The 24,781-nt window shown below is 62.6% G+C and carries 28 protein-coding genes, 1 tRNA gene and 1 pseudogene; 23 read left to right on the plus strand and 7 right to left on the minus strand.

From position 1 onward, the window contains the following. The first annotated feature begins 18 nt into the window (after window positions 1-18). From ABZ909_RS25550 to ABZ909_RS25600, 11 genes are all read left to right on the plus strand, one after another. Entirely contained in the window at window positions 19-405 is a 387-nt protein-coding gene (locus tag ABZ909_RS25550) for a hypothetical protein (RefSeq protein ID WP_357003869.1), read from the plus strand. Beyond that, on the plus strand, window positions 395-1,324 hold the full coding sequence (locus ABZ909_RS25555) for a hypothetical protein (protein ID WP_357003871.1): 930 nt from the start codon (window positions 395-397) through the stop codon (window positions 1,322-1,324). Before ABZ909_RS25550 ends, ABZ909_RS25555 begins: the two co-directional genes overlap by 11 nt. A gap of 170 nt (window positions 1,325-1,494) precedes the next feature. Next, the gene (gene ssb, locus ABZ909_RS25560) at window positions 1,495-1,965 is read left to right on the plus strand and encodes a single-stranded DNA-binding protein (protein WP_357003873.1); all 471 of its coding nucleotides are present in this window, start codon (window positions 1,495-1,497) and stop codon (window positions 1,963-1,965) included. A 2-nt stretch (window positions 1,966-1,967) separates the two neighbouring features. After that, window positions 1,968-2,309 (plus strand): hypothetical protein, encoded by a 342-nt coding sequence (locus ABZ909_RS25565; protein WP_357003876.1) that lies wholly within the window; start codon window positions 1,968-1,970, stop codon window positions 2,307-2,309. A 58-nt stretch (window positions 2,310-2,367) separates the two neighbouring features. Continuing rightward, window positions 2,368-2,973 (plus strand): hypothetical protein, encoded by a 606-nt coding sequence (locus ABZ909_RS25570; RefSeq protein WP_357003879.1) that lies wholly within the window; start codon window positions 2,368-2,370, stop codon window positions 2,971-2,973. Further along, window positions 2,973-3,371 (plus strand): hypothetical protein, encoded by a 399-nt coding sequence (locus ABZ909_RS25575; protein WP_357003881.1) that lies wholly within the window; start codon window positions 2,973-2,975, stop codon window positions 3,369-3,371. The genes ABZ909_RS25570 and ABZ909_RS25575 overlap by 1 nt, the downstream gene beginning before the upstream one ends. Beyond that, window positions 3,371-3,571, plus strand: coding sequence for a hypothetical protein (locus tag ABZ909_RS25580; RefSeq protein WP_357003882.1), 201 nt, complete (start codon window positions 3,371-3,373; stop codon window positions 3,569-3,571). Before ABZ909_RS25575 ends, ABZ909_RS25580 begins: the two co-directional genes overlap by 1 nt. Continuing rightward, complete coding sequence (locus tag ABZ909_RS25585; RefSeq protein WP_357003884.1) at window positions 3,571-4,116, plus strand: hypothetical protein; 546 nt, start codon at window positions 3,571-3,573, stop codon at window positions 4,114-4,116. Before ABZ909_RS25580 ends, ABZ909_RS25585 begins: the two co-directional genes overlap by 1 nt. Then, complete coding sequence (locus tag ABZ909_RS25590; protein ID WP_357003886.1) at window positions 4,113-4,412, plus strand: hypothetical protein; 300 nt, start codon at window positions 4,113-4,115, stop codon at window positions 4,410-4,412. Before ABZ909_RS25585 ends, ABZ909_RS25590 begins: the two co-directional genes overlap by 4 nt. Before the next feature lie 228 nt (window positions 4,413-4,640). Continuing rightward, complete coding sequence (locus tag ABZ909_RS25595; RefSeq protein ID WP_357003888.1) at window positions 4,641-4,847, plus strand: hypothetical protein; 207 nt, start codon at window positions 4,641-4,643, stop codon at window positions 4,845-4,847. Window positions 4,848-5,107: 260 nt separating this feature from the next. Next, window positions 5,108-6,058 carry a NaeI family type II restriction endonuclease gene (locus tag ABZ909_RS25600; protein WP_357003889.1) on the plus strand — a complete coding sequence of 317 codons (951 nt, stop codon included), beginning with the start codon at window positions 5,108-5,110 and terminating at the stop codon, window positions 6,056-6,058. Here ABZ909_RS25600 and ABZ909_RS25605 read toward each other — a convergent pair. Beyond that, window positions 6,055-7,203, minus strand: coding sequence for a DNA cytosine methyltransferase (locus ABZ909_RS25605; protein WP_357003891.1), 1,149 nt, complete (start codon window positions 7,201-7,203; stop codon window positions 6,055-6,057). The genes ABZ909_RS25600 and ABZ909_RS25605 overlap by 4 nt on opposite strands. 1,835 nt (window positions 7,204-9,038) lie before the next feature. Between ABZ909_RS25605 and ABZ909_RS25610 the strand changes: the two genes are divergently transcribed. From ABZ909_RS25610 to ABZ909_RS25630, 5 genes are all read left to right on the plus strand, one after another. Next, window positions 9,039-10,010 (plus strand): hypothetical protein, encoded by a 972-nt coding sequence (locus tag ABZ909_RS25610; RefSeq protein WP_357003893.1) that lies wholly within the window; start codon window positions 9,039-9,041, stop codon window positions 10,008-10,010. Beyond that, window positions 10,003-10,662 (plus strand): hypothetical protein, encoded by a 660-nt coding sequence (locus tag ABZ909_RS25615; protein WP_357003895.1) that lies wholly within the window; start codon window positions 10,003-10,005, stop codon window positions 10,660-10,662. The genes ABZ909_RS25610 and ABZ909_RS25615 overlap by 8 nt, the downstream gene beginning before the upstream one ends. Window positions 10,663-11,021: 359 nt before the next feature. Continuing rightward, window positions 11,022-12,392, plus strand: a complete 1,371-nt coding sequence (locus ABZ909_RS25620; protein WP_357003898.1) for an ATP-binding protein — start codon at window positions 11,022-11,024, stop codon at window positions 12,390-12,392. Then, window positions 12,393-13,019, plus strand: coding sequence for an RloB family protein (locus ABZ909_RS25625; protein WP_357003901.1), 627 nt, complete (start codon window positions 12,393-12,395; stop codon window positions 13,017-13,019). It begins immediately after the preceding gene. Window positions 13,020-13,274: 255 nt separating this feature from the next. Then, a tRNA-OTHER gene (locus ABZ909_RS25630) sits at window positions 13,275-13,349 on the plus strand. Between the two features lie 77 nt (window positions 13,350-13,426). On the opposite strand, the gene ABZ909_RS25635 is transcribed toward ABZ909_RS25630, so the two are convergent. Next, on the minus strand, window positions 13,427-13,801 hold the full coding sequence (locus ABZ909_RS25635; protein WP_357003903.1) for a tyrosine-type recombinase/integrase: 375 nt from the start codon (window positions 13,799-13,801) through the stop codon (window positions 13,427-13,429). Between ABZ909_RS25635 and ABZ909_RS25640 the strand changes: the two genes are divergently transcribed. Beyond that, a complete protein-coding gene (locus ABZ909_RS25640; protein ID WP_357003905.1) occupies window positions 13,752-13,880 on the plus strand; it encodes a hypothetical protein in 129 nt (42 codons plus the stop codon). The genes ABZ909_RS25635 and ABZ909_RS25640 overlap by 50 nt on opposite strands. Window positions 13,881-14,468: 588 nt before the next feature. Here ABZ909_RS25640 and ABZ909_RS25645 read toward each other — a convergent pair. Next, window positions 14,469-15,818, minus strand: a complete 1,350-nt coding sequence (locus tag ABZ909_RS25645) for a serine hydrolase (RefSeq protein ID WP_357003907.1) — start codon at window positions 15,816-15,818, stop codon at window positions 14,469-14,471. Between the two features lie 658 nt (window positions 15,819-16,476). Next, on the minus strand, window positions 16,477-17,349 hold the full coding sequence (locus ABZ909_RS25650) for an alpha/beta hydrolase (RefSeq protein WP_357003908.1): 873 nt from the start codon (window positions 17,347-17,349) through the stop codon (window positions 16,477-16,479). 315 nt (window positions 17,350-17,664) lie between these two features. Here ABZ909_RS25650 and ABZ909_RS25655 point away from each other — a divergent pair, with 315 nt between their 5' ends. Beyond that, on the plus strand, window positions 17,665-17,976 hold the full coding sequence (locus ABZ909_RS25655) for a sulfotransferase (protein ID WP_357003910.1): 312 nt from the start codon (window positions 17,665-17,667) through the stop codon (window positions 17,974-17,976). 275 nt (window positions 17,977-18,251) lie between these two features. Here the strand turns inward: ABZ909_RS25655 and ABZ909_RS25660 are convergent, their stop codons facing one another. Continuing rightward, the gene (locus ABZ909_RS25660) at window positions 18,252-19,202 is read right to left on the minus strand and encodes an AsnC family transcriptional regulator (RefSeq protein WP_357003913.1); all 951 of its coding nucleotides are present in this window, start codon (window positions 19,200-19,202) and stop codon (window positions 18,252-18,254) included. Window positions 19,203-19,278: 76 nt separating this feature from the next. Between ABZ909_RS25660 and ABZ909_RS25665 the strand changes: the two genes are divergently transcribed. The 3 genes and pseudogenes from ABZ909_RS25665 to ABZ909_RS25675 form a co-directional block, all read left to right on the plus strand. Further along, complete coding sequence (locus tag ABZ909_RS25665) at window positions 19,279-20,151, plus strand: VOC family protein (protein WP_357003916.1); 873 nt, start codon at window positions 19,279-19,281, stop codon at window positions 20,149-20,151. 60 nt (window positions 20,152-20,211) lie between these two features. Then, window positions 20,212-20,607 carry a hypothetical protein gene (locus tag ABZ909_RS25670; RefSeq protein WP_357003919.1) on the plus strand — a complete coding sequence of 132 codons (396 nt, stop codon included), beginning with the start codon at window positions 20,212-20,214 and terminating at the stop codon, window positions 20,605-20,607. A 77-nt stretch (window positions 20,608-20,684) separates the two neighbouring features. Next, window positions 20,685-21,029 (plus strand): annotated as a pseudogene (locus ABZ909_RS25675) (hypothetical protein); the annotation flags it as partial. A 16-nt stretch (window positions 21,030-21,045) separates the two neighbouring features. Here ABZ909_RS25675 and ABZ909_RS25680 read toward each other — a convergent pair. Then, complete coding sequence (locus ABZ909_RS25680) at window positions 21,046-21,654, minus strand: cutinase family protein (protein ID WP_357003922.1); 609 nt, start codon at window positions 21,652-21,654, stop codon at window positions 21,046-21,048. Between the two features lie 449 nt (window positions 21,655-22,103). Beyond that, the gene (locus tag ABZ909_RS25685; RefSeq protein WP_357003924.1) at window positions 22,104-22,880 is read right to left on the minus strand and encodes a GTP-binding protein; all 777 of its coding nucleotides are present in this window, start codon (window positions 22,878-22,880) and stop codon (window positions 22,104-22,106) included. A 132-nt stretch (window positions 22,881-23,012) separates the two neighbouring features. Here ABZ909_RS25685 and ABZ909_RS25690 point away from each other — a divergent pair, with 132 nt between their 5' ends. Further along, window positions 23,013-23,459 (plus strand): OB-fold domain-containing protein, encoded by a 447-nt coding sequence (locus ABZ909_RS25690; protein WP_354838229.1) that lies wholly within the window; start codon window positions 23,013-23,015, stop codon window positions 23,457-23,459. Beyond that, window positions 23,452-24,654 (plus strand): lipid-transfer protein, encoded by a 1,203-nt coding sequence (locus ABZ909_RS25695; protein ID WP_357003926.1) that lies wholly within the window; start codon window positions 23,452-23,454, stop codon window positions 24,652-24,654. The genes ABZ909_RS25690 and ABZ909_RS25695 overlap by 8 nt, the downstream gene beginning before the upstream one ends. The last annotated feature ends 127 nt before the right edge of the window (window positions 24,655-24,781 follow it).

The raw sequence follows: 24,781 nt of genomic DNA on the forward strand, positions 1-24,781 counted from the left end.
TGAAGGGAACCAATCATTATGTCCAGCAACTTCTTTGATCCGAAGTTCACCGCCGAGTTGTGGGCCATGAACGGCCAGGCCATGGCCAGTGAGTTCGCGGAGATGTTCGACGAACACACTCGTGGCCTTGCCGGGCAGTACTTCGCGGATGCCCGTGCCTTCGTGCTCAACCTGGCCTGCACCGCCCCGGATACCAGCCCGCCGCGGTCGATGCCGGAATTGATCGAGCGAATCAACCCGGTCTGGTTAACCACCGCATGGGCCAGCGATCCGGAGGTCGCCGCCGAGGTCGCGGTGATGCAGTCGGCCAAACCGCCAATCGTGACCGAGCTGGCCCTGATGCTGCAGGGCCTGGCCGCCGACATGAACGCCGCCGGGACGGGAGCCGATTCCGATGTCCGGTAACGAAGCCGACGAAGCCGCCCGCAACTGGCCACAGCTCATGGCGCTGCTGATGCAGCTGCTACAGCGCATCCAGCACGCCAGCGCCGATGGCTCGATCCGCCTGTCCCGCACCGACTACAAACAGTTCGTCACCGAGTTGCGCGACGCCCAGAAGACCCTCAACCACGAGATCACCACGACCCGCGCGTGGTATCAGGCCCGCACCGAGGACTACCAGCGTGAATCGGCCGCCGCCAAGGCCCGCGCTGCGGCCGGCGCATCCCCGGAGGAGCAGACCAAGGCGACCGCGTACCTGTCCGGGTTACGCGCCAGCATCGAGCACACCGTCCACGACACCGTGCTCACCACCGAACAGCGCGGCCAAGTCGTGCAGGCCCTCGATGCCGTCGACAACGACCCCGCGAAGCCATTGGCACGCAACGTATTCGAACCCATCAGCGGGAAGGCTGCGGTGCAGGCCCGGTATGCGGCGGGGGCCAGTGAGCAGGAGGTGGTCCAGCATCGCGAACAGCTCATCCAGACCGCGACTGCCGCCGTCCAACCGGCGAACTCGGAGATCACGAAACTGCGGCAGGACAACACGCGCCGGTTCGACGATCTCGCCGGACGCCTGGACGCACTCGAAGAGCGCCTCAACACCCTGATCCCTCAGCAGACCGCGAACACCGAGGCCACCAACGGCCACGGTCCGGCCCGCAACAACCACAAGGCCCGCCAGCATGCCCGTCAGCAGGCCGAAGCCCATAACGGCGACGGCGCAGCCCAGCAGGCCGAAGCCGTAACGCACGGCGGCCCTGCCGCGCAGGCCGAGGCCGATCCCGAGCAGCGGAGCGAGGAGCAGCGGCCCGCGGCCGAGCGAATCGCCGAAGCGTGGGTGAAGCCCGAGGCCGAAGCCGCGCAGATGCAGGCCGAGGCATGACCGAAATGGCTGTGCCCCATGGTTTTTCAACAACAACACAGAAAGGAGCAACCAATACGACAGCTGAACGCCCGTGATGTCTTGGCATCACATTCCTGAGGCTTGGACAACCTCACCGAGACCAAGTCTCGGAAACCGAATTATTTCAACAACTTTCAGGAGTATCTGAAATGTCTGGAGAGACGACTCTCACCATCATCGGCAACCTGACCGCCGACCCGACCATCCGTTTCATGAACGACACGGGTGACGCGGTGGTCAACTTCACGGTCGCTTCCACCCCGCGGGTCTTCGATCAGAAGTCCAAGCAGTGGAAGGACGGTCCGGCGCTGTTCCTGCGCTGCACCCAGTGGCGCGAGCCCGGTCAGAACGTCGCCGATTCCCTCATCAAGGGATCGCGCGTCGTCGTGGTCGGCAAACTGCAACAGCGGGAGTACACCGACCGCGAAGGCATCAAGCGCCAGGTCATGGAGTTAGTGGCCGACGAGGTGGGAGTGTCCCTGAAATACGCCGTGGCCAAACCCGTCCGATCCAAGAGCCGCAGTGGCGGTGGTCGACCGAATCCCAAGGCTGACAACAACTCCGGGGCCAGCGATGACCCGTGGGCCAGTGTCCAGCCGAACGAGGATGAGGTGGCCTGATCATGGCGTGTGTCCTGAGCCGGGCCGAGGAACCCAACGGCAGCGGCAAGAAGATAACGACCCACTGGCACGAACTGACCACCAACCTCCTGCTGGAGCTGGGGCAGGCCGAGCCGTCGATCGCCATCACCTGGCAGCCCGACCCCGAGACCGGAGTACAGGCGTACCTCAGTCTCGCCGAGGCTGCCGCATTGGCTGAGGCGCTGGTCACGGCACTGGAGCACTGCGAATCGTTCACCACGAGCGACGGCCAGGACTCCATGCCCGATTGGGTACGAGATCCGTTCCCGGACGGTATCCCGCCCTACTTCGGTCCCAACGCGCGGCCACTGGAGGAGTTCTGAAGAACACCTTCCAGTGCCACAACGCCATTCACACCCACATCCAGAAAGGAATCTGATCATGGCGTACCTGGGAACCGATGCTCACGGGAGGTCGAATGGTGAGTATGGCCGCGGCGGTTGCGGCGAGATCGAATTGCATTGGCACAACATGCCCGATGCCACGGTCGAGCTGTTGCCGGTCAACGACATCCGCGGCGCCATCGAGATCCGCTGGCGGCTCCAGCCCACCTTCGAGGGAATGTTCGCCGATCTCTCGGTCGCAGAAGCCCGCGCCCTGCGGGACAACCTGGCCGCGGCGATCGCGAGCCTCGAACCCACCACCATCGGCGTCATCGACAACGAGGTCAGCGACGCGGTACTCGTCAACGTGGACGGCACCGTACTGACGCCGAAGGACGAACTGGTGCACTGCCGCCGCTGCGGTGGCCGGATCGTGCTGGTGTTCAACGGGACCGATTACTGGTGGACCCACGAACCGTTCTCCATCAACGATCACGAGCCAGTCCAGGCTCAAGCGATCCCGTGCGGGCGATGCAGTGGCGCGATCGAGTTGCTGGACAACGGGATCGATATCTGGTGGGTTCATGACACCCATCCGGTCGATGGCCACGAGGCCACGCCGGTTCGGGCCGCGGTCGTCCCGATGATCGGGGAGGTGGCGTGATGAACACCAGTCAGATGATCATAAGGTCCGAGCGGCTCGGGCGGCTGCTGATCGCGATGGAGCCGGGCGCGAAGTTCCGGTTCACGTTCCTCTACTCGATGGGCGGGCAGTACCGGTCGGTGTCGGCCGAGCTGACTCGTCCCGGGACTGCGGATCTGTTGCAGGCCATCACCACTGCCCTTCAGGACGGGGCTCCGGTCATCGACGGCGAGCCAGTCGTAGCTGACACGAAGGCCCACGGGGTGTGGGTGGCCGAGCTGATCAAGGAACGCGACGAGCTGAGAGACGAGTGCAAGGAACTGCTCGATCAGGTGCAGTGCCTGCAATGGGATCTCGGTGCGCTCCAAGCCCAGCACGAGCTGTGCCCGCAGTCACGACCAGCAGTCGGGAGGGCCTGATGGATCCCAACGTCACCCTGCGTGAAATCCGCAGACTCGTTCACGGGTACGTCGAGCTTCGCGAGGATGCGCCGGACCGCTACATCAAGGTCAACGGGTTGCTGTTCTGCCTGACAGAGTCAGTGACCGACCTCGATCGGTGGCTACGCCGCGGCGGGGTCCTGCCCCAGGACTGGGCGACCAGTACAGGGAGGGCGTGATGGACCCGAACGAGGTACTGCGAATCATCCGCGAGTTGATTACCGAGTTCGATGAGCTGCGGGACGTGCAAGACCGTGGTGACTCGGAACTGGTGATCGACAAGCAGGCCCTGCTGTTGCTCCGGTTCATCGGGAACTTCGAGGATCTGGATAAGTGGCTGCGTCGGGGTGGATTCCTGCCCGGAGCGTGGTCGCAGAACCGGGCGTCGGCCGAGGAGCCTGAGCAGTGGATCGCCGAGCGGGATTACCTGGTCGGCAACCACAACTCTGCGGTCGAGGCACTCGCCGAGCTGACAGACGAGTGTGATCAGCTTGCGCATGATCTCCACCACGCTGAGTACGAGCGGGACGAATTGCGTTCCGAGCGTGACGGTGTGCGGTGGGAGCGTGACCAACTCGAAAGTGATCTGACCCAACTGCGGTGGGATCACGACGATTTGGAGCGTGATCATGCAGCGTTGACTCGGGAGCGTGACGAGCTGCATCGCCAGCTGGCCTACGTGGAGTCTCAGCTGCCGCGCTTCCAGCACGGAGGGGCGTGGTGACCATGCTGGCCGAGGTTCACGTCATCGACCGATCGGCGCTGTATGCGGTGATCGGGACCGCGCTGCAGGACCTGCGGGAAGTCGGGGTGATCGTCGGTGACATCGATGTCGCGGACGAACAGATCGTATCGGCGATCCAGGCGAGGTGGACAGTGTTCACCGACAGCCACGAGGTTCCGCATGACCGAATATCTCGACGAAATGTGTTGTGGGCAACCGATGGTGAAGATACCGGCTCGCCCGGTGGATGCGCCGTTCGAGTACCTCATGCACTGCTACGAGTGTGGTCACTATGAACCGTGGGATGTCGACGAGGACCCCACGACTGGTGACAGCCAACCCGCGGGAGGACCGGCCGTGCGCGGCTCGGGATACCAGTGGTGCGGCTGCCGGGACTGCTTCGACACCGTGGTCGGAACAGCCAACACACTGACTCTGTGCGATGACTGCGCAAAGGCAGGGTGCGAGATCCAGGACGGCGAGTGCCAGCGAGAAGACGCCTACGGAAACGGAGGTGTCCGATCATGGCCAAGGCCAAGAAACCGATGAGTCAGCGAACACAGCTGAGACTCGGGCGGGAGATCCAGGAACAGTACGACGATGGGGCCAGCTGGGCCGTGATCGCCGTGGACTTCGATCTATCGGAGTACAAGGTGAAGCAGCTCGCGAAGCTCTACCGGCAAGACTGTGATCGGAGAGCCCACCAGCACCAGTTGACCTTGTTCAGCTGATCTCTCCACACAACTGAATATTGATCTAGCGGAGTCCGTGCCTGTTGACGCCAGGCACGGGCTCCGCCCCTTTTTCTACCAGGCCACTGGCCGCTTCGGTCAGCCCGTTATGGCCGGGTAGGCCGGGCGCATTACTGCCCGGCCCCCCTCAGAACCGGACGTGCACACTTTCTATGCATCCAGCTCAAGCAAGCTCCACGGGTTGTCGCCAGGCTCGGCAAAGGGAGGATGCTCGACCAGACTCGAGCTAGATTCGTCCCGTGAACGATTTGGGGGACACCTTGTTTGACCTGTCCGAACCAACCGGGCCCCAGGGGTCCGATGAGGGCGTCGCTGACGTGCTGGGATGGTTTCGCCAGCAGAAGGATGTTGAGAAGCGCTTCGGTGACGGTCTGCGTCAGTCGATCGATGAAGTCTTGGATGGGCAGCGCACAGGCCGGTTCGATCCTCACCATAAGGACCAGCTCGACAAGACCGAGAAGACCTACCTCGGTACGAAGGTGGAGATCGTCGTCCGAGCCGAGTTCGAACTGCCTCGAGGCGATCGGATGGATTACAAAGTCGCAGGACACGATGTCGACGCCAAGTGGACCATTGGAAGCAACTGGACCATCCCTCGCGAAGCGATGGGGCACATCTGCCTGCTTATGCGTGCTAATGACTACAAGCAGGTCTTCGACGTCGGTGTACTCCGGATCCAGCCCAACCTGTTGAACAACGGATCGAACCAAGATGGGAAGAAGACCATCAACGAGCTGGGCCGACTAGAGATCGCATGGTTGTTTCGCAATGCTGCACTGCCCCCGAATTTTGTCCTCTCTCTGTCGCCGTCGATCAGGGACAAGGTGTTGGGCGGCAAGACAGGACAGCAGCGAATCACGGAGCTTTTCCGGCACGTGCGTTGTGTGCTGATCGGCCGGGTTACGACTCAGACCGTTGCTAGGCAGCTAGACCCGATGAAGCGGGTTCGCGATGCCCGAATCAAGCTGAAGGACGAGGGCATCGCCATCTTGGGGCACCAAAACGAAGGCAGGAGAATCGCTTCGGCACTGGGGCTTCCGCTTCCAAACAAGGGCGAACTGCTGTCGGTACGGCTGGTGCAGGTGCCGGAGGGCGGCGCGATGGGGCCGACCGTCGAAATCGGTGGCCGATGTTTCGCAGTCAGCGACAGCGACGAACCCACCGCGCCGCTCCCACCAATCAGCAACTAGCGGGCCTCGCAAAGCCGGCAATGCACTTTGTTGGCTGGGCGTGCCGTGCCGGCCGTACCTTTCAGATAGGGCTTGAGATGGCGAGCGATCGCTTCGGCCAGCATCGGTGGCACCGCGTTACCAATCTGACGGGCGACCTCGATCTTGCTGCCGCACCAGCCGAAGGAGTCCGGGAAGCTCTGCAGCCGAGCCGCTTCATAGTGGGTGATCGGTCGGTCCACACTGTTAGCAGGGTTATCGCGCTCCCACTGCGGGTGCAGGTACTGGCCCTTTTCCGGCTTGTAGAACTCGGTGCGGATGGTCAGAGATGGCATATCCCATCGCATCCGACCCATCACATCGGTGGTGCCGGTCTTCTTCTCTCGCCAGCACCGCGACAGCAGATGATCCGGTAGATCGAACCGGCCACCGCCGGGAGGGATATGGCGGTACCTGTCAAGCGAAAGCTGGGTCGGGTTCCGTCCGATGTGCAGTTCCGGGGTCTTGAAGACCCCGCGCACTCGCTCGCCGAATACTGAGATCCAGGAGTCGGGGAACTCCTTGGTCGCGGGAACAGCTGGCAGGCCCTCCAGCACAGAACGCGTGCCGTGCCAGGCGGGAGAGTCACCCATGGCGCCCGCCGGCGCGTGGGTGGGAGTGGGCAGTGGGATCCTGCCGATCCGAGAACCGATCACGATGGTGCGCTTGCGGCGTTGGGGGACACCGAAATCCGCGGCCAGTAGAAAGCCGGCCTCTAGGTGGTACTCCTCCAACAGGCCACCCGGACGAGCCTCCGACTTGAGAAGAGCGAACTCGCTGGATGAGAAGAATCTGTCGACGTTCTCAATCACGAAGACCTGAGGCCGAGCATGCCGAACGAAACGGATGTACTCCTTCCACAGCTTGTTGCGTGGGTCATCAACGTTTTTCGAGCCGAGGTTGGAAAAGCCCTGGCACGGTGGACCGCCGATGATCACGTCTGCGTCCGGGATGTCTCCATCTGGGATGTCTGCAATGTCGGCGAACCTAGTGTGCGATTCCCCGAAGTTAGCCGCGTACGTGGCGGCAGCTTCGAAGTTGAACTCTACGGCCATCACTGGCTTGTAGTCCTTTGCGGCCACGAAGCCTGAGGTCATGCCACCGCAACCTGCGAACAGGTCGATCATTTTCAACGTCCGTGAGCTCACACCGTCAGACACTAGCCGACCCCTCCGACGAACTGTCGTATCTCATGGTTCGACCTACCGCGGTGTGGTGCAACCTCAGATCTCCCACGTCGGTAGGTGGATATCCACCTCAAGGGTAGTGAACCTATCGGTGGATATCCACCTGTGGCATGGTGGTGTCATGCCCAGCCAGCACCGCTACCCGGCAGCCATTTACCGTGCCAACCCCGAGCTGCGGCTACGTGCACGGCGAGCGATTGAGCAAGTGGACTCCAACGTCAACAGCCACATCGTTGAATTCTTCCGGTGGCTGGTGCACGACACCGATGAGCTCCCACCTCGCCCGGCCGAACCGATCCCGCCATCTAGCGCCGCACACAGTTGACTTGGAACGGGCGGGTTGGGCACCGCCCGTCATCACGCAGAGGGAAGGGTCGCCTGCCTCGGCCGCAGGCTCGGTCATCGGCTACTTACAGGATGTTCGCCGAGGGGTGGGGTGGGGGCGTGTGAACAGGACGGGCAGGCCCCGCCTGCCCGGCACCACTGCCCGGCTCGGTGCCGCGGTTCCGTCGTGTCAAGCACGGCTTCCCGATCCCCGAGCCGTCACTGAGGTCGCCGGGCCGCCGCGCGGGAAGCCGTGCTTGACAGGGCGGCGGCACCGTTAAAATCGCGCGCCCCCAGCCCGCCCCGGACGGGAGGGACTTCGAACACAGGGCCATGTGCCGGAGTGGTTCTCAACGTGTGACAGGCGAAAACTGGTGTTGATCAAGCTGATTCGGGGCGTAAAAGCCGAGTCAAATGGGTGTAAAGGTCGTCTCCCGGTGGAGAAAATCTATGCCCAGCGTGGTATGTCGAGGTAAAACGTGCACAAAACCTAGACAGATCACCTACATAGTTTTGTCGGCGTTTTGTGTCCGCCCTGCCTCCTGGCCAGCGGTGATGTGCTCCCCTCGAAAGGATCACCATATACACACATCAATGTGTATATGGTGATCCTTTCGAGGGGAGCAGTTGAGTAGAAGAGGAGGCGGGACGGGGGTAATTGGTAGGTAGGTAAAGGGTTTCGGTGGGTAAGCAGTAAGTGGTTACGTTGGGTAATGAGCGTTGCTGTTGGGTAGGTGGTTGCGTCGGGTGACGTGGGGTGCGTACGTGACGGTGGCGTAAGTGGTCAGGTCCGGAGCGCTGGCGCGGTGGTGTCGTCCGGTGCGAGGAGTTGCGTCGAGGTGGCCGAGTCCGGCGTGAATGGTCGCGGTTGCCAGTCCGGTGCTGGGTGTAGCCCGGAAGCACTGTGCGGGTAGTGGATTCCGTGGGCGCGCGCCGCATGGTAGCCGCACCGCCCCTCCGCGCCCTAGGACGATTTTCCGACCGGCGGACTGGTATCTGCCTAGCGGTGGGGCGACCGGAAATTCGTCCTAGGCCGGGAGCCTCTGCGGTGCGGCGGGCAGGCGGTGGGGGCAGGCCGCGGGCCTGCCCCGGACAGAGCGCGACGCGCGCCCAGGGACTCCACGCTCTATCCGGGCCTCCCATTCCCATTGACACGTACGTGTCAAAACCGTTGGGCCGCCGGTTGACACGTACGTGTCAAGCCCTCAGGAGGGCACGATGCATCGCATTCGATCGATGCCGACAAGCGGGGGAAGACGATGAAGTTCTTCCTGGGCACCCACCAGCCGAGTTGGCTCACCCGCACCACCGAACCACTGTTCATCAGCGACACGCGCCTACGAGACCGAAAAACCTTCCCGCGCGCTCACGGCGAATGGGCCTTGGACAGTGGAGGATTCACTCAACTCCAGAAGCACGGCAGCTGGGACTCGGTCACCCCACGCCAATACGTGGACCGGGTCCGCCGTTACCACGACGAAATCGGCAATCTGTCCTGGGCGGCTCCACAAGACTGGATGTGTGAGCCGATCATCATCCACGGCGGCCGGATCGGGAAAACCGTCTTCGCAGGAACCCACCTGTCGGTACCCGAACACCTGCACCGCAGCGTCGCCAACCTGATCGATCTGCGCTCGCTGGCACCGGACCTACCGATCATCCCTACCGTTCAGGGATTCCAGCGCGCCGACTACGAACTATGCCTGGATCTCTACGCCAAGGCCGGCATAAACCTGGCCACAGAACCGATCGTCGCTATAGGCAGTGTCTGTCGTCGTCAGAACACCAGCGAGGCCGCCGAGATCATCACCACCATCACCGAAGCCGTTCCAGGTATTCGACTGCACGGGTTCGGGATCAAGACCGACGGCTTGGCCGCGTACGGTTCACTGCTGGCGTCCTCCGACAGTCTGGCCTGGTCCGACACCGCCCGCTGGGAACAGATCCTGCTGCCCGGCTGTACCGGACATAAGAACTGCGCCAACTGCATCCGGTGGGCATTCCAATGGCGCGAGAAGGTCCTCGCCTCACTTGCCGGGCATGCGACCCGAACACAGCCCTGTGCCAGTCCTTCTCGGCGCTCACCGTCCAGAAAACTGGACAGGATAACCCGCACTTCACACCGGCTGGCCTTGTCTGGGTTTCGGACCGACGCTGCCCGCCTGGAACGTGACACCAGCATCCGGTGGGCCCACCGCGATGGACTGACCATCCGTCAGATCGCCGCTCTCGTTGATCTCAGCCCAGCCCGGATCGGCCAGATTCTCACCGAACCCGACCACGGACCTCTGATCGACGAACTCCGTGCCCTGCGCCAGAAATGGGGCGTCGATGCCGACCCCGCCATACGCGCGGCAGCTGACCACATCATCGCCACTCTCACTGCTGCGGAACTCGCCGAGAGGCTGGGCGAAGTTGACTGACTCCGACACCATCACCGGCCTGCTCGTCACCGCTCTGGAAAACACCTGGGCCGCAATCCGATCCCACCACCCCGCCGTTCCGAACGTCGTGCTGACCGTAGGCGCCGGATCAACCGGCGGCAGTGAACTATCTCTCGGACACTTCGCGCCGAACCGATGGGTACGCGGCGAGTACGAGCTACACGAGCTGTTTGTGGGCGGGGAAGGGCTTCAGCGCGGCGTGGTCGATGTGCTCGGCACCCTGCTGCACGAGGCCGCTCACGGTGTCGCGGTGACGCGCGGGATCAAGGACACCAGCCGCCAAGGCCGTTGGCACAATGAGCGATACCGCGCCCTTGGTGAAGAACTCGGGCTCACACTGGCGCATCATGACAAGATCGGCTGGTCGATCACCACGGTGCCGGATCAGACTCGCGAACTTTTTCGGGAGGAGCTGGGCGAGTTGGCGTTTGCTCTGGTTGCCTATCGTCGACGTGAGCCGGAGCGGCGCGGCGGTCGAAAGTCCAGCAACAACGGGTTGGTTGCTAGATGCCGCTGTGATCGCAAGATTCGGGTGTCACGCAGTGTCTACGATGCTGGACCCATTGAGTGCGGTGTTTGCGGGCTTCCCTTCATGGTGTCTGCTGACGAGTGTGAGGCGTCAACTTCGTGATCAGCCTTCGGGCCTGCCGGAGTACTCAACGTGCGGACTATAGAAGTCGGCTGTTCAAGCTCAACTCGAAGGTGGCTTCAGTCATGTTGAGTGCATCGAACCACGCTGGCAGCTGGACGTACTCGCACGTTGAAGGTCGTGAGCTGTGAGGACTCTCACTGATCGTCAAAGTTCTCGGCCGGCGCTTGGGCTCCGGCAGATGGCTCGCGCTGCGCCCTGAACAGGGCATATCGGGCATCGTCGTGTCGTGAGTGAAGCTCTCGCTAACCTTGTGTCCCAAGGTGCGCAAAACGCCATCTGATGTCACGATTGTGCTGCTTACACGCGAAAAATCGTCAGATACTGGTAAGAAGTGGTCTATGACCGACAAGACGAGCCGACCTGCCAACACCATGCTGGTGGCCTTTCGCGCTGAGAACGTTCGGTCCTTCCGGGATCGAGTCGAGTTCTCTATGGAGGCAACTGCGCTCTCCGAGCGGGGTGTTGCCCGCAAGATCCCATGGCGTCAAGATCGAGAGAGTTACAAAGAAATTCTTCCGGTCGCAGCTGTATTTGGAGCTAACGCATCCGGAAAGACCAACTTGTTGCGAGCCATGGACGATATGCAACGTGTCGTTTTGGCTTCGTTTCGAAACAAACGGCGATCGGTTCGGCCGCGAAGGCTCTTTCGGCGGCCGTTTCTCCTCGACCCGGCATACCAAGATAAGCCAACTTGGTTTGAGATCGAGCTAATTATTGGCGGCGTTCTCTATGAGTACGGTTTCGAGCTAAACGATCGAACAATTGTCTCCGAGTGGGCCATATATCATCCGAAGGGGCGGCCTGCCAATCTTTTTCGTCGCCAGAAGGGTGGAATAGTCTTTGGTGAGCATTTGAAGGCGAGCTCACATGCCAAATTGCTTCGAAACATGGTCAGGGCCGACTCGTTGTTCTTATCTGTTGTCGGGGCGATAGATCTGTCTGAGTTGAGTGCACTCAACTCGCTATACAATTGGTTCGATCGCAATTTTAATCTCTGTGCTGCGAGTAGCAGGGAATCGCGTTGGGCCTACACTACTCATTTGCTTGAGCATGAGAACAGGCGAGATCAAGTACTTGAGCTTCTGCAAATTGCAGATCTAGGAATCACCGACGCTCAGGCGCGTCAGGCTGATCCGGAGGTGCTTGAGAAATTTCGTACCATCTTTGAATCCATGCAGGAAGTGCAAGATGATCCGAACTTGACAATTGACGCCGAGGCGATCGTTGGATTTTCCTTGAGTCATCAAGGAGTCGGTGGCACTTACGAGCTTGACGCATCCGACGAATCGCTTGGAACGCTTGTTTGGCTCGGACTGATCGGACCTCTGCTGGATTCCCTTATTGAAGGTACTGTTTTGCTTGCCGATGAGCTAGAGTCGAGCCTCCATCCTGCTTTGGTGACTGAGATCGTTCGGATGTTCCAGAATCCGAAGTCGAACCCCCAAGGCGCCCAACTGATCTTCAATTCTCACGAAGCTCGCCTGCTTGGAAATTCGAGCGAAGATCGCGTAATCGGTCGTGATCAGGCTTGGTTTGCTGAGAAGTCGAATGATGGAGCAAGTGCGATATATCCATTGTCGATCTTGGGTCCACGCAAGTCGGAGTCCATCGCACGTCGATACCTTGAGGGACGCTACGGAGCTACGCCGATTCTGAGCCATTCCGAGTTTGGTCACTTTGCTTCGCGTATTGCATCGGGCAGTGAATAAGTGAGCCAATCAAAGAAGCTCTCAAGTCAGGTTAAGATCGCGGCTAAGGCTAAAAATAAGCAAGTTCGTGTGTATTGTGAAGGTGAGGCAACTGAAAACAACTACCTAATTCACTGGTATCGAAGATACCGGGATAGAATTATCGTCAGCATTGCTGAACATGGGGAGACGTCTCCATTGCAGATTGTCCAAAGAGCAGCCCGTGAAAAGAAGCGAGACGAAAAGGAACAATCAAGAGGGAAAGGCGATGCTTTTGACGAGTACTGGTGTGTGTTCGATGTTGATGAACATCCGTTCGTGCCTGAAGCACTGCAGACGGCAAGGGATAATGGGATTCATATAGCTCTATCGAACCCTTGTCTTGAGCTGTGGTTCATGCTTCACTTCGACAATCAGCAGGCATGGATTCATCGACATGATGCTCAAAAGTGCTCTGAAGGGCATCTAGGATGCAAAAAGAGGCTGACTCCGGCTGCTTTGACCGCGTTGGATGAGAAGATTGAGCACGCAAAGAAGCGTGCCATTGAACTCGACAAAAAGCATCTGCTTGATGGAACGACGCTTCCTGCGAATCCGAGCACTGGGATGTGGAAGCTGATCGACGAAATACGAGGCGTTTCGCAGTAGTGCTTGTAATGAAGCGAGCTTGGTGCAGAACGTCGCAGCGAGGGTGGTGCGGGGATCAACCTTCGAGCAAGGCTCGTTAGTGCCCTGTCAGGGAAGCCTTCAGCGGTTCATGGGGCAGCGTCGGGGGTCACGTGGGGCACTTATGGGGCAGACAGGTGTCCATGCATAGGTTGTTGTGTTCGCTCATGCACCTTCGGCGGGTGTGGTGAACGTTGCTGAGCTGTACGGATGTCTTCTCAGGTAAGCCCAGGTCCGGGGCGTAATGCTTGGACAGTTCCACTCACTGGTTTTACACACCAGCGGTCGGGGGTTCGATCCCCTCTGCGCCCACGCTAGAAAAAGCAGGTCACGGCCCGTATTTCATGGGGCAACTTTGACCTTGTGGTTATTTCGTGGGGCAGTCATCGCTAGCCAAGAACTAGCCGGACCAGGGACCACTGACATTCACCATGGCTTGCGTATCTCTGTGTTGTTCTGATCGAGGCATGGCCGAGTAGCTTCTGGACCTGTTGGAGTGGAATGCTGGCCCGGACCAATCGGCCGGCGTAGGTCATGCGGACGAACTTTCCCGAGCCGACGCTGGTCGTCGCCTTCGCCAACCCATGCGACGCGTGTCGCTGATCGAAGCGCTTCTTGAAGTTGTCCTGATCGAACGGACGTTGATCGACATGAGCCAGCAGCAGACCGCTACGAAACTTCCGAATCACCAACAAGAGTAGCGATTCGGTGTCGGTGATCGACTCGGCCGCCCACACGGTTACCGCCACCATCCCGGTCGGCAAGGGGCCGGTCGGTGTGGCGGTCGACCGGGGCCGCACACCGTCTATACCGCCAACTACAACCAGAATTCGGTGTCGGTGATCGAGCCGCGGCGCTGACTCGGGTGCAGGTGCGCACAGACCAGCGACCTGACGACAGAAACCCGGAACACATCGACGCCTCTCACGTCACTATCGCCGTTTCGGTTGCGCGGCATGATGTCCGGCCGTGGTCGATGAGTTGTCGCGCCAGCTGGTGCTGGGCCGTGGGTTCGATCGCTTGCTCACCCGCCGGTCGCTACCGGCAGCGAGTCTGCCCGATCGACCGACCCGCTACATCTCATTGGGGGGCGATCTGACCGGACCGAATCCGGGTCGATCGCGGCAAATCCGGCTCGAAGTTTGAGGGAATGGGGACCATGAAAGCGGGTTGGGTAGGTGGTTGCGTCAGGGGCGGATGTTGCGGTCGGGAGTGCGCCACCTCTGGTGGCGTGTTCGTGCGGGAGGGCGCGCTCAGTGAGGGAGGCAAGTCAGGTGCGACCGCGGCGGTTTCGAGCACGCGAGTTTCAGCACCAGACGGATGCGCAGCGCGGCACCGCCAGTGTGTCGAGGTTGGGGACCACAACAGTGGGTGACCATTTCTTCGCGCACGATGCGAAGGAAGGTGATATCCCTTTCTTGGGCATGTGATTCAGCGGATGCCGGGCGTGCGCGGGTCCGGACCGAGGCAGGCTTGAATGACGCAGCCCGGCGGGGTATCCGCGAACGGCGGTGCCAACGGGTAGTTCAGGCAGCTGAAGACATTGCAGCCTGGATATGCCGCGGGCCCGATGCCGAGGACCGCGAGCAGCAGATTCGTATCCGCGTACTGGCCCGGATCCGCGCGTAGCGGTGGTTCGACATACGGACCGGGATCGGGCACCAGAGGGTCTTGGAATGCCGCGAACAATCTGCGGAAGAATTTGTGCGGCAGCTCCGTGGTGTCCTCCAGGGCCCCCTCAATGCTCTGGTTGCTGACATTTCCGAAGGCTCCGGTCCACATCACCGTCAAATCCAGACTCGGCACGATGAAGACGTTCTGCATGCCGAGTCCGACCATGAAATACACGTCGGCGGGCTGGAAGTCGTGGGACTCTTCGCATCCGAGGCCGATCCAGAGCAGGTAGCCAAAGCACTTGTAGGCTGGGGATGGCTGGCGTGCCATGCGCAGATAGGTCTCGGAGACGAGTTGCTGTGTGCCCCAGCGCCCGTTATTGCTCACCAGCAGACCGAGCTTCGCGAAATCGTTCGGCGGGATCATCAGATGGGCATACCCGTAGGTGTGCCCGGCGCGATCGCGCGCCCAGTAATAATCACTGCGTTCGATGCCGAGCGGATCGAAAAGCTCACGCTGCGCGAACTGCTGCAATGGCTCGCCGATGGCCAACTCGATGACATAGGCGAGCAGATCGACATCGCGCTCGCTGTAGCTGAATACCGCACCCGGCGGACTGCTCAACGGCACCCCGAGCGCCTGCACGGCACTATTCGGATCGATTTGAATCACCCCGGTAATACCCTCGGTAACTATGCTCGCCGCCAGGCCGGACGATTCGGTCAGCAGATTCTCCACGGTGATCGACCGATGCTGCTCATCACCGAGTCCGGGCGGCAGATACCGATCGATCGGCGCCTCGAGGTCGAGTTTCCCCTGATCCCAGGCTATTCCGGCGAGCAGGGAGACAACGCTCTTCGTCGCACTCCAGATATTCCACGGGACATTGCCGGTCTCGTCGTTCGTCGGCCCCTCACCGATCAGGCAGTTGTGCCGGAACACCTGCACATTCAACCGATTATGCTCACTGGCGAACGCCAAGGCATCCGCGAGCAGTCCCGCATCCAGTCCAACCTGTTCCGGAGCCGCCCGTTCCGGGTCCCGCCCGGACGACACCTCACACGACAGCTGCTCGGCGGGCGCGGCCTGCGCACCCCCGGCGAAAACGCTCACAGCGACCATCGATATCGCAGCAGTTCCGGCTAGGAATCTGTAGATGCGACCCATAGCTCGAGGCTATCGCGCCCGATAGCGCCAGAGCGGACAACAGGCTGAATAAGGTTCAGCCGAATGCAAACCGGGCGTGCCGCTCAACGTCGAATATTCCAAGATTCCTCTTGGAGGACATCGGCGGTGTGTCCGTACTGCGAACCATCCAGTGCCGGAGGCGAGGGTCGTGAGTCCGGTCAGTACCGACGCTGTGGGCGGTGACGATCCGATGACCGCGCACCCCGCGGTGCCGCCTGGGGTACCAGGGCGTGTTCGTACCGCGAATTATCCATGCGCCCATGGCATAGATCGCGAGTCAGGTCAGCGCTGATGCTGTGACGACCGCGCACCCCGGGGCGCTGCCGGGGACATCGGGCGTGTGCGTACCGTGAACCATCCGGTGCCCATAGGAATGGGTCGTCAGTGCGGCGCGAAGGTTACTTCTTAGGCTCGGTGAGAGTCCCGAAACGAGCCTGCTCAGTTCCTTGGCGAACTCCCGATCTTGACCGCTCATCGTGCGAAACGTGGACAGATCGGTGACCCGGTTCGACCCGGGTTTCGCACCCCCGACACGCAGATGTCGGTGTCCGTCATCGACCGGTAGCGCTGTGGGACGCGGTGTTTGGTCAGTAGTTCGAGGATCGCGCTCTTGAACGCGTGGTATCGCCGGGCGAGTTCAGGAGCGCAGCGACTCGAAGATGTCGCGGTAGTACAGGTGGGCCAGGAAGTGCCCGCCTGCTTGCAGGTGCAACGTTGCGCCCGGTATGCGGCGGGCGAGTTCGCCCGGCCAAGACGGGTCGATGAGTTGGTCATCCGTCCCCGCCCATATGTCCACCGGCACTCGGATGTCCTCGGGCGCGAAGCCCCACGGGCGCACCATGGCGCGATACTCTTCGACGACGCCGTGTGGTTGCCGTAGTGCCTCTTGTGACATATGTGCGAACGTCGTGAAACCGTAGGCCCTCAGTACCGCGCCATCCGCCGGTCCGAGATCGCGCGCGGCAAGCCAACCGTAGAGTCGCGGGGCGCATGCGGCGGCGAGCCCCATGGCGCGAAAGCACATCCGCGCGCCCCACGGTGCGTGGCGTGACATGCGGATGTATGTGCGATCGATCGTGGGCAGACCATCGAATGCGCCAGGTTCGGTCAGCGGTAGCGCCCCAGCAATGATGGCGGTCCGCGCTACCCGCTGCGGCAGCGCGCAACTGACTGCCGCGGCGTACTGCCCACCAAGAGACCAGCCCATCACGGCAAACCGGTCGACATCGAGCCGGTCGAGCAGCTCGGTGACGTCGTGGGCCCAGTCCAGGATGGTCCGGCCCGGTTGCGGGTCCGAACGGCCGACGCCCGGTCGATCGGGGGAGATGAGCCGGACCCTGCACAGCTCGGCGGCTGGCGCGGCGGCGGCCACATCGAGACGACAGGCCAGCCCACCGTGCGCGTTGAGTATCGCGAAACCGTCCGGGTCGCCGTATTGCGCGTAACTCAGCCGCCGCCCATCCCGCAATCGAACCACTTGGTAGTCCTCATCGGCGACGTATTCGGGCATGACCGACCTTTGCGGTTGATGACCAGTGGATTCGGTACCCCGTCATCGTGCCACCGATTTGTGATGACGAGCGGTAGCTGGCCATTGTGCGCAGGTGGACTGTCTGGTCGGCAGGCATCGAGGAGCGAGCCGACCGCGAGTTCCGGATGTGGCGCACGCACAAGATACTCCGGGTCGGCCGGGTACTGACAAGGGCCGCGGCAGCAATCCCATACCCCGCTACAACGCTCTCTACCAATAGGAGGCGATCCCGCTGGCCCCGTTCACGCCACCGCAGACCTTCTGCTGCCGGCCGGCCGCGACGCCGCCCGCGGAATGATTGTGGAGGCTTCAGCCAACCGGCTGCTGTTGCGAGAGGGCGAGCGACGTCACCCGCAGATCACCGAGATCCCCATCGCCCAACCGGTTTTCGTGTTAGGGCTACTTCGCTGCGGTACCACTTTCCTGCACAACCTCCTTGCACTGCACCCGCAATCAATCGAGCTCGGGATCGTGCGCAGGCACCATGAAACAGCCTATGACGGTGAGGTTCTCACCGATACGGTGGGCTTGCACCCAGTTCGCCGCCGCGCCTTTTCGGTCAGGTCCTCCCACTGCCGCAGTATGTCGGCATCGGCGGGGACATGAGCCGCTGCTCCATCCGTCGGCACTCGTGCGCACCCGTCGTCGCCGACGCCCTCGGCTTCTCCGCCAACCGCATGAACCGGGTCTGGGTCGAGGTCGGCGGAAGCTGGACCACCTACGCCACTCGGAACAGCAGGAAACGTCCGGAGTGAACCAGGAATACAGATCACTCGAATCCGAGCCGCTGCCGTGTTTCGGGTCCGCCTCGCGGTCGTGGCCGGCCACTATCGCGTGCTGAAAAGTGTCATCGGCGGTCGGAGGAAGGGCCACGACCGCGGCTACCTGGTCGGCGCGGATCGTTTGGTGTAGGCGGTGATCGGGACGGTTTCCACGTGGTCGATACCGTCGACTGTGCCCAGCCGGTGAGTGAGGTAGTCCAGCAGGTCGGTCGCATCGCGGCAGACCACGACGGTGAAGAGATTGCAGTCGCCGGTCGTGGCACCTACGAATGCGGTCTGCGGATCGGCGGCAAGTGTTTCGGCGACGTGGAGCAGCCGGGCGGGGGTGACGGTGAGCCGCAGCAGGCACTGCATGGTGTAGCCGAGTCGTGTCGCGTCGACCTCCACATCGAAGCGAAGTACCGCCGATCGTCGCAGATCTTCGACGCGCCGGCGTATCGACGACTCCGACCAGGCGGTGCGGCGCGCGAGTTCGGGGTAGCCGGCGCGGCCGTCCATCGCCAACCAGGGGAGTAGCCGCCGATCCAGCTCGGTGAGCGTGACGGGTCGGCTGTCCACGGGATCGGATGGCAGTAGCGCGGCCACTTGGTCGGCGCCGAGGGCGGAAGTCCTGCCCGCCCAGCGGCGATGGGTCAGATGCTGCAACATCTGTTGCGCGGTCACGTCGAGTATCTGGGGACGGCGAGCGAGATCCGCCAGCGGGGCAGGGCCGCCGGCTGGGATCCGGAACAGGCACATGATCTCGGTGCCGCTGGACAGGATGCTCACCCAGGAGGTGTCGGGGCGTCTCGCCAGCGCCTGGGCGAGGCCGAGGGCACCGTCTGGGCATACGCGGACGCGCACAAGCCATTCGGCATATCCGAGCTGGTGGGTGTCGACGACACCGGTCACCCGGACCAGCCCGTGGGTTTTCAGACGTGCGAACCGGCGCGCCACCGTCCGGTCGGAGACGCCGAGGACCTCGCCGATTCTGCTGAACGGTGCACGACCGTCGATCTGCAAGGCATGCATCAACCCGAGATCGATCTCGTCCAGTCCGACCGAATCCACCACGAAAGTGTATGCCCGTGTCGGATACCGCAGCGTTGCAGGGAACTTGTCGACGGCCGGGCCCGGCCCTTCCAGGATGGGTGTCGTGACAAACGATATTCTCGGCTTCCATCACGCCGGTATCCTCACCCGGGATCTCGACGGGCTCGAACAGCGATACGACTCTTTCGGTTTCACGCTGAGCCCGCGTTCACGGCATGCGATGAACAGCCTGCCCGGGGAACCATTGGTACTGGGGTGCACCGCCAATCTGTGTGCCCTGTTCGGCGACTCCTATATCGAGCTGCTCGGAATCGTGGACGAGTCCGCCCCGGATCCCTGGCACACAAAGGAGATGGCCAGCGGGTTCCGGCTACTGAATCTCGAGACAGCCGATACCGCGGCCACGAATGCCCGCCTCACCGCGGCCGGACTGCGGACGTCCGGAGTGCTGGATCTGCAGCGTGAGGTCGATACCGTCGACGGTCCCCGCATCATGCGTGCGAGCGCGGTACACATCGACCCGTCGGTGACGCCCGGGGTGAATCTCGGGCTCGCCCAGCATCTCACCCGCGCATACGTGCATCAGCCGCGGTATCTCGATCACCCCAACGGTGCGCGGGGAATCCATTCGGTGCTGATCGTCGCCGACGCCGCCGAGCTGGCGGCGATCGTCGCGCACTATGCGCTCATCGTGGACCGCGCTGCCCGTGTCGAAGGTCCACTGACCGTGGTCGAAATGCCCTCGGGACGGCTGGAATTCGTCACTGTTTGCGACGCTGCCGAGGTCTTGCCCGACGAGCCCACGGCCAGCGGTTCGCGCAGCGCGGCGATCACGATCCGTGTCGCCGATATCGTGAAGGCGCGCGCGGTAGTCGATGCCGGCGGTACGGCGACCCACACCACCAGCGGCGGCTTCTACGTGTCAGCCACCGACGCGCACGGTGCCGGATTGTTCTTCATCGACTGAGGTGACGCACTACCGACCACGTGACGACCGAAAGACCAACCGCCGAAAGAGGATTCGACAATGCCTGTACTGCCATGGATCGCGGGAACCCATCAACCGTCCGAACAGGATTCGCTGCACGTGTTCACGTCCCGGCTGCCCCTGCGCCGCTACCGTGATGTACCGCGTTTTCTGGTATGGACCTGGCGGATCGGCGATCAGCTCCGGAAAACCGATGGCTGCGTCGGCTTCACGCTCGACGCGCACCTGTTCTCGAAGACGTTCGCAACCCTGTCCGCCTGGTCGGATCCGGACACCATGAACCACTTCGTCCGCAGCGGAGCCCACGCCGCCATGCTCGCCGACATGGCGGGCCGGATGGGCCGACCGACCTTCGTCGGCTCCGCGGCCACCGCCGGCGATATTCCGCTGGACTGGACCGCCGCCCGCGCCCGCCTCGCCGAACACGAAGAATGACACCTCGATGTGATTTGTCAGTGGTCTCGGCGTAAGTCGGCACGTGGACTGAACCGAAGTCCTGGCACCCGCTTCCTGGCTGCGAACACGTCGACGTTGTCGAAACCTTCGCCCGTGACCGCGCCCAGGAGCTCTCCGGCGCCGAATTCGCCAATGTCCAACCGCATTCGGATGCCCAATCCGATGCCGCGGTGCTGATGGCGCTGATGAATCCGGGCGAGCGGCTGCTCGGGCTGGACCTGGCCCACGGCGGCCACCTCGCCGTGGGCACGGAATTCGCCGACCGGCAAGCGCGCACGCTGTCGGGTGCCGAGATTCTCGCCGAACGGCTCACCGGCACGCCGATGGCCGCTGAAATCAATTCAATTTGCGGTATAGCCACTTTCGTTCCATATAAGCGCCCTGGATTCTTTCGATTCTGATCCCGCGAATCATCGACTATCGGTACCAGACGCCGGAATTCCAATCGCCGTAGTCCCAGACGTTGAAATCGTAGCGATCATGCGCACCCGCGAACACGTAGCCCCACCAACTAGCCGATGTGTCACAGATCGGATCGTCGTGGTTGCACACGGTGAGCACCGGGATGTTGCCGAACCAATCGTCGACTCCGGCCAGCGGATAACCGATGAGCCAATTCCCGGGAGTCGAGGACAGCCCACCCGAACCGGGTCCCGGAGCGCGCTTGGGATCCGATAGCAGAATGGCGTTCGCATTGTCGGCATCCTGGTGGGCGGTGACCCAGGCATGCAGAATGCCCGCACCCTCACTGTGCCCGATCAACCGGACATGATCGCGCGGACATTCAGTGCGGTGTGACCAGAAGAGCCGGTCGAGTTCGTTCAACGCCGACATCGGATCGACGGGGTCGTACCCGACGGACTGGTCGACGTACGGAGCGAACACCGACGGGTCGCCTGATCCGCCGATTCCGATGGCCCAGTCGCCGGTGCAGCCATCGGCCCGAGCCGCCGGGTTCGTCGCGTAGGTGATGGAAAAGAGGATGGCCAACAGTAATGCGGCGAAGAGCGCCGTTGCTCTACGCATGATCGTACTTTCTTCTTTGTTCTTGCTTCCGGGTTCGGCCCGGCCCGAGCAGGATGAAACCAGAAACTACTGGCGTTCTCGCCTGCTGGCGAAACAATTACCTGGGCCAGGTTCACCTGGGCCGTAATGAAACATCGGAGGCCATGCTTCTTTCACCTCGATGCGAGTAGTTTCCGGTCGCCGCGTGACCAGTACGGCGCGTCCGCTTTCAGCTTACGCGATATTTCGTTTCAACCGATTGAGCATCTGTAAAGCACTTGTACCCGGTTGTCGGCGAAATGCGTTGTCCAGTCACGGTGGGATCGGAGCTGAATTCCGCCGGGGTTGTCTCTTGAAATCGCGTGTCTGCCACGGTTTTTCGTGGGGCAATCTTCAGGCCGATACCGCTGCACGGGGTCAGCGGGTCCAGCGGAGGACGTCGAGGGCTGCGCCGGCGAGGGCGGCGTCGGTCAGTAGTCGAGGGCGTGTTCTGGCTGGCAGACATCCAATGGGGACGGGAGGTATCGGACTATGGCGTCCAGGAGTGGGGTGGGGGCTTCGGAGCCGCAGAGGATGGGGATGGTGTCGCCTATGCGGGTTGCGCGGCGGATTCGGTGATGTAGTTGGTCTCGGGGGAGTTCTGGCTGGGTGGTGGGGGTAGCGGGACCGACGCGTTGGGCTGTCACTGTCGTCGCGAGATTGCGGTGCCAGGATTCGGCGAGTTTCCAGTGATTGCCATAGATTTCGGCGGCCAGGGGTTCGAGGGACCAGAGGGCGATCAGGTCGATGAGGCCCTCGAGGTGGGGGCCGGGGGTGATGGGGATCTGGAGGGGGAGGGGGGCTGCGCCGCGGGTGTCGGCGATGGCGTGGACACAGCGGTCGAAGTCGGCGTCGGGATGATCCAGGCCGGTGATGAGGCAGAGGCGGGCGACCTGGTGGTCGTCGGCTACGCGGAGCGTGGTTTCGAGGCGGGGGGCGAGGTTTGTGGCGGCGTCGACCACCGCGATCATGCCGTCGGCTACTCGGATGGAGCGCTGCAGGGCTGCGATGGGCGCTCGGGTCGATAGTTCGGTGAGCCGGATCGTGTGCTCGATGCCGTCTGTTGCCCAGTGGAGCGTGGTGGCCGGGCTGGAGGTGGGGTGGCCGGAACCGCGGAGCAGGTGGTGGGCCACTCGGGCCGTATCGGCGGGGTCGCCGAGGAGGGTGACGTTGCGGATCGACTGCGGGTCAATGGCTTTGGTGCCCATCGCGTTGTGGTACTCCAGATCGACTCGAGGGTGTCGGGGCATCCTCAATCTGGAGTCACCGTACCTCCGGGTGTGGATTCGCGGAGTGGAATTCGGCCCCAAAGTAGAACGTGTTCCTATACCGTCGGGGTTGTGCAGAAAGAACAACGCCCCGCTGTGGCTGACTGGTTCACTGCGGACGACGGTGTGGTGCGGCTCAAGGGGAGCCGGTGCAAGGATTGCGGCACACCGTATTTCCCGCGGAACACGCTGGCCTGTCGCAACCCGCGCTGTGCGGGTGCGAAGGACGGCTCCGAGCTGGCCGAATACCTGTTTTCCACGCGTGGCCGGATCTGGTCGTACGCGGACGCCCGGTACAAGCCGCCCGCGCCCTATGTCTCGGCGGATCCGTTCGAGCCGTATGTCGTTGCGGCGGTGGAGCTCGAGGTCGAGCAGATGGTGATTCTCGGACAGGTGGTGCGCGGGTTCACCGTGGACGACCTGGCCGTGGGCATGCCGGTGGAATTGGCCGTGGGCACGCTGTACGAGGACGACGAGGCAGAGCACACGGTGTGGATGTGGAGGCCGGTCAATGACTGACACGAACGATCGGGACATCGCCGTCCTCGGTGCGGGCATGCACCCGTGGGGCAAGTGGGGGCGGAACTTCGTCGAGTACGGGCTGGTCGCGGCGCGTGCGGCGCTGGCCGATGCCGGGGTGGACCACCTCGATGTCGGGTACATCGCCGGCGCGGACACCATCCGCAACGGGTACCCCGGCTTCGTCGCGGGCGCGACTTTCGCTCAGGCGCTGGGCTGGTCGGGTGCGCGGATCTCGAGCAGTTACGCCGCCTGTGCCTCGGGCGCACAGGCCATTGCCAACGCGCGTGCTCAGATCCTGGCCGGGTTGACCGATGTGGCGCTGGTGATCGGTGCCGACACCACCCCGAAGGGCTTCTTCCAGCCGGTCGGTGGTGAGCGCCGCGATGATCCGGATTGGCTGCGCTTCCATCTGCTCGGCGCGACCAATCCCATCTACTTCGCGCTCTATGCCCGCCGCCGGATGGCGCTGCACGGTGCCACGCTCGAGGATTTCGCCGCGGTCAAGGTGAAGAACGCCCGCCACGGCCTGAACAACCCGTATGCCCGGTATCGCAAGGAGGTGGCGGCCGAGGAGGTCGCGGCCTCGGCGATCGTGTCGGATCCCTTGCGGCTGCTCGACATTTGCGCGACCAGCGACGGCGGCGCCGCGCTGGTGCTGACGTCGATGGAGTACGCGCGCCGGCGCGGCATCGCCGACCCGGTCCGCATCCGGGCGCTGTCCACGGTCACGCCGACGTTCCCGAAGACCGTCATCGATCTGCCGGATTTCGCAACCGATTCCGCGGTGGCCGTCCAGGCCCCACCGCACGCGTTCCGTTCCGCCATCGCGCAGGCCGCGTACGAGGAGGCCGGGCTCGGGCCCGACGAGCTGTCCTTCGCGGAGGTCTACGACCTGTCCACCGCGCTGGAGCTGGACTGGTACGAGGACATCGGGCTCTGCGAAACGGGCGGTGCGGAGGAGCTGTTGCGCAGTGGCGCAACCACATTGGGTGGACGGGTGCCGGTGAACCCGAGTGGTGGCCTGGCCTGTTTCGGTGAGGCCATCCCCGCACAGGCGATCGCGCAGATCTGCGAGCTCACGTGGCAGTTGCGCGGCCAGGCCGACGGGCGGCAGGTGGAGAACGCGCGCGCGGGTATCGCGGTGAACCAGGGTCTCTTCGGTCACGGCTCGGCGATCATCGCCACTCGCTGACCCCGGAGTCGCCCGGGTCCGCTCGTCGAACCCGACGCTGAACCGGCAGGTACCGCACCGGCGTGGGCGGCGGAACAACCGCCGCCCACCGCCAGGGCAGTTCCGGAGGGTGGTCGACTGGGTAGTG

Origin of the sequence: Nocardia sp. NPDC046763, assembly GCF_040645495.1 — a bacterium.
In the GTDB taxonomy this organism is placed as follows: domain Bacteria; phylum Actinomycetota; class Actinomycetes; order Mycobacteriales; family Mycobacteriaceae; genus Nocardia.